The sequence below is a fragment of the Weissella koreensis KACC 15510 genome (genome assembly GCF_000219805.1).
Classification (GTDB): Bacteria; Bacillota; Bacilli; order Lactobacillales; family Lactobacillaceae; genus Weissella; species Weissella koreensis.
Map to the genome: position 1 here is coordinate 170,948 of NC_015759.1, position 13,173 is coordinate 184,120.

Consider the following 13,173-nt stretch of genomic DNA (forward strand, 5'->3'; position numbering starts at 1 on the left):
ACTTAGTTAAACAATTTTAAACCTGCTGAAACATATCCAGCAGTATCCAAAGTATCTAAGGCTGCCAATTTATTAGACACCTTATCTACTTCACGCGCTCCGTACCCAAGCGCTTTTAAAGCTTCCAAAGCATCATCTAATGCTGGATTTTCCGACTGTTTTGGTTGCTCAATTCCAGTAATATTATTAAAATCAAATGGTAATTTAGCTAAATTATTCTGTAAATCAAGGACAATTTGTTGCGCAGTCTTTTTTCCGATACCGGGGAACTTAACCAAATAATTAACATCACCCGAAACAATGGCCTGAATAAGACCGGTATGATCAGAATTTGCTAAAATTGCTAAAGCACTCTTCGGTCCAATCCCAGAAACAGCTAGTAATTGCTCAAAAAGCTGTTTTTCACCAGACGTTTGAAAGCCATATAACGTTTCTTCATCTTGGCGTAAAATCTGTTCAATATAAACCTTGGCTGACTTATTTTGTTCAAAGGCGTAGGGATTACCAACGATAACCCGATACCCAACTCCACCGGCTTCAACGACAATAAATTTTGGCGCTAAAACTGTAATTAAGCCATTTAAATATTCATACATTATCTCATTTCCCCTCATCTAAAATCGCATAAATTAATTATAACCTATCTGGAAGAATAAACGACCATGTCAAATAACTAATTCAATATAGATTATCTGGAATAAATTATTAGTAAATAGGATTTATTACCTAAATTCAAACACCTTATTTAACATCCTGATTTTCTTTTTTTATTCCAATTCCCGTCCAAGCTGATAATAACGAAAAGACTGGCGACAAGATGGCAAAGAAAACAAAAGGCGCAAAATCTGCCACTGGAACTCCCAAAGTTTGAGCCGCAAAGCTACCGGCAACTCCCCATGGAACTAAGTAGTTCATAACAGTTCCTGAATCTTCTAATGCTCTTCCTAAAGCCAAACGACTCAATTTAATTCGGTCAAAAGCTGGTTTCCAAAGTTGTCCAGGTAATATCGTAGACAGGTATTGTTCTCCGATTAAAAAATTTGCGGCAATTCCTGTAAAGATTACACCAGTTAAGACTCCAGATGCTGAATTAATTTTTTGTGAAAGTGGCGCCATAACCGTTTGTAGAATCCGTTGTTCCGTTAAAATTCCACCTAAAGATAATGCTAACATAATAACGATGACAGTTGGCATCATCGACATCATTCCTCCACGATTTAAAAGGTTTACTAAATTAGGATTAGTTGATGTTGTTTTAAATCCGTCCATTAAAATTTGACTAAGGGCTTGGGGTGAATGATTAAACAAGTATACCGTACCAGTCAAGCCAATGTTTAATAATAAAGTTGGAATAGCTGGAACTTTCAAAATGGCCATACCGACTAGTAATACCAGCGGAATAATGCTCCACCAAGTGGGTGTAATCAATTGACTTAGTGTAGCTAACCGACTTGTTGATCCACCATGATGACCCAAACCAAGAATAATAAAAATTATCAAAGAACCTAATAATGCTGGTAAAGTCGTCCACATTAAATTTTTAATATGTGCAAATAGATCAGTTTCAGCAATTGACGCTGCTAAGTTCGTAGAATCCGATAATGGTGATGATTTATCTCCAAAAATTGCTCCTGATAAAATTGCCCCTGCTACTAAGGCTGGGTTAAATCCAAGCGTTACTCCCACCCCCATTAAGGCTACCCCTACTGTTCCAATTGTAGTAAAGGCTGAACCAATCATTGAACCAACCAAAGCAGTTACTAATAAGGTACTTGGCAAAAACCATGTACTATTAGCTGACTTAAACCCTAACCATAACATTGAGGGGATGACTCCAGTTCCCATCCACAATGCAATTAGCATACCAATTAATAAGAATAAAAATAATGGAGCTAAACCAGTTCTTATCCCTGCCAATATGTTATCTTGCATCTCAGACCATGAAACTTTTTTAAAACGTAATATTATCGTGAGTAAAACTAAGCTGACAATCAATGGCATAAAAGCTGGAAGATTGAGACCAATAATTCCAGTACTAAAAATCAAAATAAGTCCTAGAACAATACTTAATGCTAATTTAAAGCTCACTTTATTTGTATTTTCATTCATATTCATTTTCCTTTTCAATAAAAAAGTCCCAACTACGTTAAAAAACGTAGTTGGGACGAAGCATCATTTTCCGCGGTACCACCCAAAATTACCCGTCCAAAAAAGAACGAGTCACTTTACAAAGTTAAATTGTTAATAGTTCAACGAAATTACCTGCACCACTCACAGCAACCGTGGCTTCTCTGACATTGAATAAGGTCGTCTACTGAATATCAAAAGTCTAACCAAATTTTCATAAACTGTCAACCATTTTAATTATCTTACAAATATACAAAAAGTTTTATATTAATTTAACCAATAATATTCATTAAAAGCTGATATCACATCTTTAGCAGATAAAACTGGTTGAGCACCCTGTACTAATAATTCATTACAACCCCTTGATAAGGCAAAGTCCACCCGACCTGGAATGGTCAAAACACCTCGGTTTAAATCAAGTGCTAAATCAGCAGTAATTAAAGATCCCGATCTGTACCGTGCTTCTACTACCAATACGCAGTGACTTAAAGCCGCAATCAAACGATTTCTTTGCGGAAATTGATATTTACGAGGACCCTGATTTGGTAAATATTCACTAATAACTAATCCTTTTTCGCCAATAGTTTGTTGGAGCCTCTTATGGTGCCGTGGATAAATTTGATTCAAACCCGTCCCCAACACACCAATCGTGCGTCCCCCAACCTTTAAGGTATTATGATGAGCAATCGCATCAATACCCTCAGCTAACCCTGAAACAATAGTTAATCCCGCCGTATTTAAAGATGGAATCCAAGATTGCAATAAAAAATTACCATAGCTACTATTTTTACGTGCCCCAACAATCGCTAAACAAGGCGTTTTTAACAAGTCCAAATTACCTTGATAAAACAAAACCAGTGGCGGATATGCTAATACATGTAATTTTAATGGATAAAATTCATCTAAAATACAAATATAATCTGTTCTTTCGATTCGTCGTAATTGTTCAATTAAATCTTCTAACAAATTGTCTAAGCCAATCTTTTTAGCTAAATTAAGTTTATCCATAGCAATCATTAAACAGTCCATCCATGACGACCAGGACTGTTCTTGAGGCCAATCAATATTTTGATAAATTTTAATACGCTGTTCCAAGGTTATTTTTGGAATTAACAATAAAACTAAAATAAAAATTCGATTTGTCATAGACCACTTCCTCCAATATAAAGAAAGGATCTCAAAAATAATATTAATTCAGATAATTTTTAACGGGTGAAAAAGTTTTTCGGTGAATTGGTGTAATGCCAAACTTTTCTAGTCCAGATAAATGCTTAGCAGTACCATATCCGGCATTATTTTTAAAATCATAACCTGGATATTTTAAATCGTATTCTGCCATTAAATTATCTCGATAATCTTTAGCTAAAATGCTAGCAGCTCCAATACTAATACTACGATCATCACCTTTAATTAAACTAGTTTGATCAAGCTCTATGTCCAAGTCCATTGCATCGATTAATAAACCATTTACATTATATTGGAGCCCTTTATAAGCCTCAAGCATAGCAACTCGAGCAGCTTGATATATATTAATTTCGTCAATCTGTTCAGATGTAACTACTCCAAAGGCATAATCTAAAGCTTGGGATTTTATTTTAGGAACTAGCGCTTCTCTTTTTTTCAAAGACAATTGTTTTGAATCATGGACTTCAATTAAATCAAAATTGTCATCTAATACCACTGCTGCCGCAACAACAGGGCCAGCTAAAGGGCCACGTCCAACTTCATCAATACCAGCAACAAATTGACCTTTTTTCCAATATGCTTGTTCAAAAACTTGTCGTTCATTAAAAGTAGCTTGCATCTTTTGCTGCTTCTCAATTCGGCGTTGATAACTAACTAATAAACGTTGAACGCCTTTACGATCATCCTCTGCTAAATGTTTTAAAATGTCAGCCTTAATTTTTGGTTGTTGTAAGATTGATTTAACTTCGGCTATCGTTAATTTATCCATTTTTAACATCATTTTGCCCGATTTGATCATTAGGCACTTCAATCGTATATTTTCCCAATTTACCACGACGCAAATCTAGCAGAATTCTTTCACCAGCACGATTATAATCATCCTTAAAACCTAATTTTTGAGTAATCAAAAGCAAGATGTTAACATCAGTTTCTTCGTCCCAAATATCTGATGGCAGTTTATACCGCTCAGTAATCGATTGTGGATTATACTCACGCATAAATTTCAAAACTTCTAAAGCAATATCATCCACATTAATCAATTGATCTTTAATTGCACCAGTCATAGCTAAATGTTGACCAACGCGTTGATCATCAAATTTAGGCCATAAAACTCCTGGTGTATCTAATAACTCTAAGTTAGTAGGTGTTTTTAGCCATTGTAATTTTTTAGTAACTCCAGGTCGATCACCAGTAATGGCTACATTTTTCATCACCAGATGATTCAAAAGTGTTGATTTACCAACGTTTGGAATCCCAGCTACTAAAGCTCGAATCGCCTTGTCTTTAACTCCTTTTTCCAAAAGATGATCCCACTTTTCAGCCAAAACTTTACGCGCCGCTTTTGTAATAGTCTGAGGGGTCTTCCGGTCACGTGAATCAAGAGCGACTACTGCTAATCCTCGTGTTTCAAAATATGTAATCCATTCCTTAGTCCGGGATGGATCAGCTAAATCGGTCTTAGTCATTACCAATAACCGTGGCTTATCTCCTAAGACATCATCTAGTTCAGGATTCCGTGAAGACAATGGAATCCTGGCATCTACTAATTCAAATACAATATCTACATACTTCATATTTTCGCGCATTAAGCGGAAGGCCTTCGCCATGTGGCCTGGATACCACTGAATAATTTGTCCCATAAAAATAAACCTCTATTCTTCTGATGCTAGATATTGACGCCAAGCTGCATCAAAAATATCCATTGCTTGTAAATAATTGCCATTTTCTTCCAAATATCTTGAAAGTTCATCAAAATCTGTGCTTTGCTTTGGAAATGCTTGATCATAAAAAGTTCCATTCGCAAAATTTTTAACTTCATCGTGTGTGACTGGATCTCTTTGTGTCATCAACCATTGATAAAATGAACGCCTCATTATTTTGGTAACCCCACTTGGAACACAAAGTGATCCTTTTTCATATTAATTTGCTTAATTTTAATCTGCATACCAGAAACCTTAGGAACTTTTTTAAAATCAATTAAAATTGTCTGCTTCTTAGGATTCACATCGGCCCATGCTGGCAAATCTAAGTGCGAAGCTAGTCCACCCATCACATAATTGACTGGTAAAGGCAACTGCCCCACTGCAACTGAATCAGCGTGCAATAATAAATTACCATCTTTAGTGACAGATGGTGTCATCTTCATTCCATAGTCTACATCTTGCCCTAAAAGGCGTTCTGTTCCATAGACCATCATACTTGACTGCCCCATTTCAAAGCGTAATCGTTTTTTCAATGATGGATCATCATTCAAATATTTATTCATCCAAGCATTCAAATTTTTCTTCGTTAATTGTACATCCATTGAAGCATCGGTCATTTTAACTTGTTGCTGGGTACTAAATTGTTTTTCCTTTCCTTGTGGCATCACCATTAAAATTAAAGCCACAAAAACTAAAACAATTAAAGCTCCTCCAATCCCCCACAAAATTCCTTGTTGTCTAAACTGATGTTGTTCTTTAGTCAATCCTTTTTTAACCATTATTTATATATCCACTCATCCTTTTGTTTTTGAACAGTTTTAAAAAGTGCCTTACTCATCTGATCATACCCCTTATTATTTGGATGATAATGATCTGAACTAGTAATATATTCGTTTTTCTCTTTATTGGGACCATTTAAAGTCGATTTAACTACTTTATTATCTACTGTTCCTGTAAAAGACGCTGCTGATTGTTTTTCTAGCTTAGCCTGCTGTTTTTTGCTTTGAAACTGACCATAAGTAAGTTTATTAAAAACTGAAACATAATATGCATTATTATTCTCACGAGCTGTTTCACTATTTATTGAATTATAAAGATGCACAGCTTGATTAATATCAGGTCGATTAGCTAAATAAACATACAAAGGATTATAATTTCCAAAAATAAATATAGGAGCATCTGGGTTCAAACTTCTAATGTAATTCATAAGTTCATTCAAACTATCAGAATATTCGTCTTTATGTGATTTTACCTTTAACAAAATATCTTTTTCTTCTTTAGTTTGAATTAATTTAAATAATTCTTGTTGTAAGTCATTTCCACCTGATGTCATTACAATGATATCAGCCTCTTTAATATTTTTCTGTGCTATTCCATTTTTTTGAACACGCTTTAAAATTTGGTCGGAACGATCACCCGATTTACCATAATTATTGGTTTTAACCTTAACATGATCTTTTTTCTCAATTAATTTCGCAATTCTTTTTTCATAACCACCCTGATTAGTGGTATCTCCCACACCTTGTGTTAAAGAATCACCAACCGTCACTAATTGAACTTGATTCTTAACAATTTCCTTAGCCTCAATATACGGTGAAAGACTAAAACTAATCAATAATGTCATTAAAACGATTAGTATTCTTTTCATAATCGATCCCCCCTTTCACGCAGAAATTAATTATACCAAATAAAATTCAAGACATTTCTAATCATTATACTTTATTTTTAGTAAATTCTAACATAATACCTTTTCCTAATCATGAATTAACAATTATTAAGACCTTATTTTAAGGATGATATACTAAATTATTTCTGTTAAATGAAAAAAAATAGAACTGAAACAAGTTCCAGCACTATTCTTCATTAGTAATAATTAATATTGTTTTAAATAACTAAGCCCAAATGCACCAGCGCCAGTATGCGTTGATACAACTGGTGTCGTTTGTTGAACATGAACTTGGGCTTCAGGAAACTCAGTTCTTAAAATATCAGCTAATTCTTGCGCCAATTCTGGAATTCCAGCATGTGATAATCCAATTCTTTGAATACCTTTAGCTTCATGCATTTGATCCACAATTTTCTTCAAATAATTCTTAATTGTTTTTGACCCACGTCCTTTAGTCTCGGCAATAATGTCACCATTAACAATATGAGCCCCAATTTTAATATTTAACAAACCACTAATAAAGCCAGTTGCTTTCGAAATACGTCCACCCGCTGTTAGATTATCTAAAGAACTCAAAGTTAAGTACAATTCCGTATTTGCATGAACCGCTTTAATTTCTTGCATAATTTCTGTCGCAGACTTACCTTGTTGGGCTAATTCAGCAGCCTTAATTGCTTGGAACCCTAATGCACAATCAATGAAGGTTGAATCAATAACATGAATTTTATCAGTTTCCAACATCTTAGCTGCTTGTTGTGCAGTGTCAAAAGTCCCTGACAAACCTGGAGTTAAGTGAATACTAATAATTTCCACATCATCATCATTAGCTAATAAATCTTCATAAGCATCGGTAAAAACACCCAACGCAGGAGTTGATGTCTTAGGTAGATTTTTGGCCTGTGCCATTTTATCCATGAATTCCTCACGTGATAAATCAACACCATCTGTATACGTCTTATCATCAATCATAACATTCAAAGGAATTACTTTAATCCCCAAATCCTTAATTTCTGCATCTGACAAAACTGCCGTCGAATCGGTTACAATTTTAACTTTAGTCATCTTTCTCTCCTACCTAATAAATGTAATACTAATAATTTAATTTTTTACAAACTTTCTGGATCACGCATCCAAGCAACCGCTAATGCTCCCTGACCCAAATGGGTTCCTACCACCGGGCCAAAATAAGAAAGTTCAAAGTTCAATTCAGGATACATTCCTTCAAGCTCTTGACGCCACTTCTCACCTTCAATTGGATCATTTGCATGAATAACCAATGGTTTCAAAGGATAATCAGTATTCATCAATACATCCTTAAAAATGGCTTCAACTCGTTTTTTAGCTTTCTTCATTGAACGAACTTTTTCAAATGGGACAATATAGTTTGAATCGTTATCAAAGGTTAAAATTGGTTTAACCTTTAACATTGTTCCAATAATGGCCCCAGCATTTGACAAACGTCCGCCACGCACTAAATTATTCAAATCATCAACTACGAAATATTCATCTATCGAATCACGAAGTTGATCTAAAGTTGATAAAATTTCATCAACACTTTTGTCATCTTGTGCCATTTTAGCAGCTTTTAAAACCAACCATCCCATCAAACGAACCGTTATTTTTGAATCATATGGAATAACTTCCAAACCATCAATTTTATCTGCAATTGATGCTACATTATTGATAAACCCTGAAATTGTAGATGCTAAGTGAATTGAAATTACTTTATCATAGCCTTCGGATTTCAAATCTTCATAAATTTCCATCAATTCTCCAATAGCTGGTTGGGAAGTTGATGGAAATGAATCTGAAGTTTTTAATTTCTCATAAAACTGTTTTGGTGTAATTTCAGTTCCTTCTTTATACGCCTTACCATCTAAAATAATTGGAATTGGAATTACTTTAATATTGTATCGTTCAGCCTCTTCAGAGCTAATTGTTGCCGTTGAATCGGTCATAATTGCAATCTTCATAAATAAATCTCTTTTCTAATCTAAAAATATTTGGGCATCTAAATAATTCAAATAATAAATTAATTATTCATTATACGCTGTTCCACTAGAACTGACTAGCTTCCACCCGAGATTTACAATCCTTTTTGAATTGATTTGTCCAATCGATTTATTAAAATTTGCAACATTGACTTTTCTTCTTCAGACCAAACGGAAAAAATTTGTTGCTCAGTCGCCTGATACTGTGCTTTAATTTTGGCCAAACTTTCTGCCCCTAACGGTGTAACTTGATATATAAAATGTCGATGATCATGGCCAACAACCTGATGTTCAATCATCTTTTTTTTCATTAAAGCATTTAACTGTCGTGAGAGGGTTGAAGTATCTAACCCTGTTGTTTGGCTCAATTGATCTTGAGTATCAAATTCATTGTCCACTTTCATTAAAAGATGCCATTCTGCAATGGTTATTTTATAATCTTTCATAATTTCTTTTAAAATTTTTTGAAAATCTTTATCTGTTTCATGTAATGCATTTAAAATTTCTTTCATTAGCAACTCCTCCCAATAGGACTAGCTCAATTTTAAATAATCTTAAATCATGGCTACTTTTTCTCAAAATTTAAAAATAAAAGTGCTTAATAAATATTATAATCGCTTCCATGGTAGTTTCCTATTAAATTTTATGATAAGAATAAATATATTTAAAAATAAAGAATAATATTATCTATGTTTTATTTAAATTATATTTTTCACATTCCGCCGGTTAGATTTAAAAAATATTTAGTGTTTATATAAGTTTATAAAAAGGCTGGGACAGACTGTCCCAACCTTAAAAATTTTTAGAAATTTAACAATAGCTTATTGCTTTGCTGCTGCCATAGCCACTGCCCCTAAGAAATTAATTGGTTGGCTGAAATTTGGTTGGAATAAGAAGTCTGAAAGCGCCAATTCATCAATTGTCATCTTATTTTGAATCGCTAATGATAAGGCATTAGCAGTTTGTGAAATATCATGTTCAGAATAAAATGATCCACCCAAAACAGCCCGAGTGTTTTCATCCCAAACCAAAGTAGCACGTACAGGGGTTGTCGTTAACATGAAATCAGGTCGATAATCTTGTTCAATGGTAACGGTCTTGATTCCTTCAATACCACGTGCTTGAGCTAATTGCTGATTTAATCCAGAACTGGCCATTGCCTTACCATAAAGCTCAACAGCCGACGTTGCTTGAGTTCCCAAGTATGCTACAGTGGGCTTCAAAATGTTTTTACCAACTAAAATTCCTTGACGTACTGCATTTGTTGCCAATGGAATGTAGTCATCTTGCTGTGTTGGATTATAAAATACAGTCGCAGAATCACCAGCCGCATAAACATCTTTAACTGAAGTTTGCATATACTTATCAACAATAATAGCTCCATTCTTAATCATATCAACTTGCCCAGTAAATAAATCAGTCCGTGGTAAGAATCCAATTCCTAAGACAACAATATCTGCTTCATAAGATCCCTTATCAGTTGTTACCTTAACACTGTCATCAGTAGATTCAAACGCTTGTACCATTTGCCCTAAGCCTAAAGTAACATCGTGTTTTTGATATTCAATCTCAACTTCATCCGTAATATCTTTATCAAAGTTTTTTGCCAGAACCCGATCAAGACCATCAATCAAAGTTGTTTTAATTCCGCTTACTGAAAATTGTTCTGCAATTTCAGCTCCAATATATCCAGCCCCGATTACGATCGCTGATTTAACATCTTTGACGGCCTCATTAATAGCTTTGGCATCATCCCAATTCTTGCATAGATAAATATTTTTTCCATTAATTCCAGGAATTGGTGGCATAACTGGCTTTGAACCAGTTGTCACAACAATTTTATCGAATTTTTCAGTTTTCTCTTGTTGATTCTCCAAACTTTGATATGTTACAACTTTATTTTCCAAGTCAACATTCGTAACTTCATGCTGCATCTTCATATCAATACCATCATTTTTCATGGCTTCAACTGAATCATAAAACATTTTCTCAGGGTCAGAAACGTGATTACCTACCCATAGAGCAATTCCACATGAAAGAAAAGAGACAGTATCATTCTTTTCAAAAACTGTAATTTCAGCCGTTGGATCTGTTTCTAGAATTCCACGAGCTGAGAAAATACCTGCATGAGTACATCCGATAATTGCAACTTTCATTAGTCCATCCTCCGATAATAAAAAAACGCTTTCATTTGTATAAGTCAATTATACAACGTTAGCGTCTTTTTTCATATACTATCTTTTAAAGAATATATATTTATAATTATTTCGACTTACGATCATTGTTTTTAATAGGTAATGTAATTCTAAAAATCGACCCATGACCTTCAGCAGATTCCAAGATGATGGTCCCACCATAGCCCTCAATCAATTTTTGAGCAATACTTAAGCCCAAACCATTTCCACCTTGCTTACGTGATCGAGCTTTATCAACACGATAAAAGCGATCAAAAACATGATGGGCTTCCTCAGGACTAATCCCTTCACCAAAATCTTGTACCGCAATCTGAACTTGTCCTCCATTACGTGACACAGAATAGTGAATTTCTTTGCGATCGCGTGAGTATTTCACAGCATTATCAGATAAAATAATCATAATTTGCTCCAAATGATCTCGTGACATATTTACAAAAGTTGGATGTTTTAAATCATCATCCAGAATAAAAGTAAAATCATCATGGATCATTTTGAAATTATTATATACTAAGGTTACCACTTCACGAATATCAGTATTTCCATCTTTAAAAGCTAATTCCACTTGGTCTGCACGTGTCAAATCCAACATTTCTTGGACCAATCCTTGCATCCGGCTAATTTCCTTTAAAGATGCTTCAATTGATTCATTTAAAATCTTAGGATCATCCTTACCCCAACGGTTTAAGAGTTCCATATGGCCCTTAACAATTGCTACTGGCGTACGAAGTTCGTGCGAAACATCTTCCACAAACTGATGTTGAGCCATCATAGTATGTTGCATTTGATCTAAACTACGATTCACAATTTTACCTAAATCAGTTATTTCATCATTTCTAGTTCCATCTGAGTCAACTCGAGCCTGCGATTGAGAATCAATTCTAGCTGCATCTACCACTTTTTTAATATCATCCATCGGTCTCAACAGATAATCAGCTAACCAGTAACCCCAAATTGCAGTAAAGAAAACTCCCAAAAGTGTTGCTATAATCGTAATCATATAAATTCGATTAAATAAACGGTTAAATTGTTCTAAATTATTATCTAATCGAATGACTCCGATCGTTTTACCATTTTTATTATGAATGGTTTTATAACCAACCAATGTTTGATTACCATTTTGGTCATGTTCTAAATGAATCTTTCTATTTTCTAAATTAATCATTGCCGGTTTATGTTTGGGATAAACTTGATACGATCCATCGTAAATTATGATTTTAAAGTCAGGGCGCATAGTTTCTACCAATCCGACCTCTTGTTTTTGTGACAAGGCGTTATCTCCAATAATCGCTGATTCAATTTCTTGCGATTTAACCTTGTCAATTGGGACCTTTTCTAATCGTTGGGCTACCCAATTAAGAGATTCCCGCGATGAAATTTTTTCATCCACCAACATACGATTAGCAAATGCCATAATTAAAATGTAACTAAAAATTATAAATATTAAAAAAAATCCCAATGCTGAGCCCATGGCCCACTTCCATTTAAGTGACAAACCTGGCTTTTGCTTGGGATTATTTTTAACAATGGCTGTTTTATCCATTGTATCTCTCCAAATTCTATTGACGCATCACATAACCGGTTCCACGAACAGTTTGAATATATGAAGTTTTAGAGTCACTATAATCAATTTTATTACGTAGGTAACGGATATAAACATCTACAACATTGGTTTCAACGTTATCATCATATCCCCAAACCTTGGCCAAAAGTACTTCTCTTGATTGAACAACATTAATATTCTCCATCAAAATAACAAGTAATTCATATTCGCGTTTCGTTAAATTGATAATTTCATCACCACGTCGCGCAATTCGATTTTCTTTTTCAACCACCAAATCACGATACTTTACAATACTTTGATGACTAGCATGCTCTTCAGTTTCAATATTAATTCGACGCAATAAAGCCCGGATACGTGCCAACAATTCTTCAATTGCAAACGGCTTTACAACATAATCGTCAGCCCCATAGTCTAACCCTGAAACGCGATCAATAACTGAATCACGAGCCGTCATCATAATAATAGGTGTGTTTTTGACTTCTCGAAGTCTACGTGCAACTTCTAACCCACTTAATTCTGGTAACATTAGATCTAATAGAATCAAATCGAAATTTTCTTCTAACGATATTTCTAACCCAGTTCGACCATTATCGGCAACTGTCGTTTCATAGCCTTCATGTTGTAATTCTAACTCAACAAATCGTGCTAAATTTTCCTCATCTTCAATTATCAAAATTTTATTCATCTTAGCACCCTATTCTTTCAAAACATTATTTTTAACAAACTTATTAAGTTTAACATAAAT

The 13,173-nt window shown here is 34.3% G+C and carries 14 protein-coding genes; all 14 read right to left on the bottom strand.

Annotation, left to right across the window (positions count from 1 at the left end):
* Positions 1-2: 2 nt before the first annotated feature.
* Positions 3-596, bottom strand: a complete 594-nt coding sequence (gene ruvA / locus WKK_RS00775) for a Holliday junction branch migration protein RuvA (RefSeq protein ID WP_006845546.1) — start codon at positions 594-596, stop codon at positions 3-5.
* Positions 597-741: 145 nt separating this feature from the next.
* Positions 742-2,109 carry a Na+/H+ antiporter NhaC family protein gene (locus WKK_RS00780; RefSeq protein WP_013989140.1) on the bottom strand — a complete coding sequence of 456 codons (1,368 nt, stop codon included), beginning with the start codon at positions 2,107-2,109 and terminating at the stop codon, positions 742-744.
* 285 nt (positions 2,110-2,394) lie between these two features.
* Complete coding sequence (dprA, locus tag WKK_RS00785; protein ID WP_013989141.1) at positions 2,395-3,273, bottom strand: DNA-processing protein DprA; 879 nt, start codon at positions 3,271-3,273, stop codon at positions 2,395-2,397.
* Between the two features lie 43 nt (positions 3,274-3,316).
* Positions 3,317-4,081, bottom strand: coding sequence for a ribonuclease HII (locus WKK_RS00790; protein ID WP_013989142.1), 765 nt, complete (start codon positions 4,079-4,081; stop codon positions 3,317-3,319).
* A complete protein-coding gene (gene ylqF / locus WKK_RS00795) occupies positions 4,074-4,952 on the bottom strand; it encodes a ribosome biogenesis GTPase YlqF (RefSeq protein ID WP_013989143.1) in 879 nt (292 codons plus the stop codon). The genes WKK_RS00790 and ylqF overlap by 8 nt, the downstream gene beginning before the upstream one ends.
* A gap of 12 nt (positions 4,953-4,964) precedes the next feature.
* A complete protein-coding gene (locus WKK_RS00800; RefSeq protein ID WP_006845552.1) occupies positions 4,965-5,186 on the bottom strand; it encodes a YozE family protein in 222 nt (73 codons plus the stop codon).
* Positions 5,186-5,794: a YpmS family protein gene (locus tag WKK_RS00805; RefSeq protein ID WP_006845553.1), complete on the bottom strand. Its 609-nt coding sequence runs from the start codon at positions 5,792-5,794 to the stop codon at positions 5,186-5,188. Before WKK_RS00805 ends, WKK_RS00800 begins: the two co-directional genes overlap by 1 nt.
* Complete coding sequence (locus WKK_RS00810; protein ID WP_242821444.1) at positions 5,794-6,639, bottom strand: GDSL-type esterase/lipase family protein; 846 nt, start codon at positions 6,637-6,639, stop codon at positions 5,794-5,796. The genes WKK_RS00805 and WKK_RS00810 overlap by 1 nt, the downstream gene beginning before the upstream one ends.
* A gap of 249 nt (positions 6,640-6,888) precedes the next feature.
* Complete coding sequence (locus tag WKK_RS00815) at positions 6,889-7,743, bottom strand: DegV family protein (protein WP_006845555.1); 855 nt, start codon at positions 7,741-7,743, stop codon at positions 6,889-6,891.
* 44 nt (positions 7,744-7,787) lie between these two features.
* Complete coding sequence (locus WKK_RS00820) at positions 7,788-8,654, bottom strand: DegV family protein (RefSeq protein WP_006845556.1); 867 nt, start codon at positions 8,652-8,654, stop codon at positions 7,788-7,790.
* Positions 8,655-8,767: 113 nt separating this feature from the next.
* Positions 8,768-9,184, bottom strand: coding sequence for a MarR family winged helix-turn-helix transcriptional regulator (locus WKK_RS00825; RefSeq protein ID WP_006845557.1), 417 nt, complete (start codon positions 9,182-9,184; stop codon positions 8,768-8,770).
* A 309-nt stretch (positions 9,185-9,493) separates the two neighbouring features.
* A complete protein-coding gene (locus WKK_RS00830; protein WP_013989145.1) occupies positions 9,494-10,828 on the bottom strand; it encodes an FAD-dependent oxidoreductase in 1,335 nt (444 codons plus the stop codon).
* A 106-nt stretch (positions 10,829-10,934) separates the two neighbouring features.
* On the bottom strand, positions 10,935-12,407 hold the full coding sequence (locus tag WKK_RS00835; protein WP_013989146.1) for a sensor histidine kinase: 1,473 nt from the start codon (positions 12,405-12,407) through the stop codon (positions 10,935-10,937).
* Positions 12,408-12,423: 16 nt separating this feature from the next.
* Entirely contained in the window at positions 12,424-13,113 is a 690-nt protein-coding gene (locus tag WKK_RS00840) for a response regulator transcription factor (protein WP_006845560.1), read from the bottom strand.
* Positions 13,114-13,173: the final 60 nt, after the last annotated feature.

Coding starts and splice junctions, on each gene's coding strand:
- WKK_RS00810 (WP_242821444.1), bottom strand. CDS start 6,639: ATGACATTATTGATTAGTTTTAGTCTTTCACCGTATATTGAGGCTAAG.
- WKK_RS00805 (WP_006845553.1), bottom strand. CDS start 5,794: ATGGTTAAAAAAGGATTGACTAAAGAACAACATCAGTTTAGACAACAA.
- WKK_RS00790 (WP_013989142.1), bottom strand. CDS start 4,081: ATGGATAAATTAACGATAGCCGAAGTTAAATCAATCTTACAACAACCA.
- WKK_RS00820 (WP_006845556.1), bottom strand. CDS start 8,654: ATGAAGATTGCAATTATGACCGATTCAACGGCAACAATTAGCTCTGAA.
- WKK_RS00840 (WP_006845560.1), bottom strand. CDS start 13,113: ATGAATAAAATTTTGATAATTGAAGATGAGGAAAATTTAGCACGATTT.
- WKK_RS00780 (WP_013989140.1), bottom strand. CDS start 2,109: ATGAATGAAAATACAAATAAAGTGAGCTTTAAATTAGCATTAAGTATT.
- dprA (WP_013989141.1), bottom strand. CDS start 3,273: ATGACAAATCGAATTTTTATTTTAGTTTTATTGTTAATTCCAAAAATA.
- WKK_RS00800 (WP_006845552.1), bottom strand. CDS start 5,186: ATGAGGCGTTCATTTTATCAATGGTTGATGACACAAAGAGATCCAGTC.
- WKK_RS00815 (WP_006845555.1), bottom strand. CDS start 7,743: ATGACTAAAGTTAAAATTGTAACCGATTCGACGGCAGTTTTGTCAGAT.
- WKK_RS00825 (WP_006845557.1), bottom strand. CDS start 9,184: ATGAAAGAAATTTTAAATGCATTACATGAAACAGATAAAGATTTTCAA.
- WKK_RS00830 (WP_013989145.1), bottom strand. CDS start 10,828: ATGAAAGTTGCAATTATCGGATGTACTCATGCAGGTATTTTCTCAGCT.
- ruvA (WP_006845546.1), bottom strand. CDS start 596: ATGTATGAATATTTAAATGGCTTAATTACAGTTTTAGCGCCAAAATTT.
- WKK_RS00835 (WP_013989146.1), bottom strand. CDS start 12,407: ATGGATAAAACAGCCATTGTTAAAAATAATCCCAAGCAAAAGCCAGGT.
- ylqF (WP_013989143.1), bottom strand. CDS start 4,952: ATGGGACAAATTATTCAGTGGTATCCAGGCCACATGGCGAAGGCCTTC.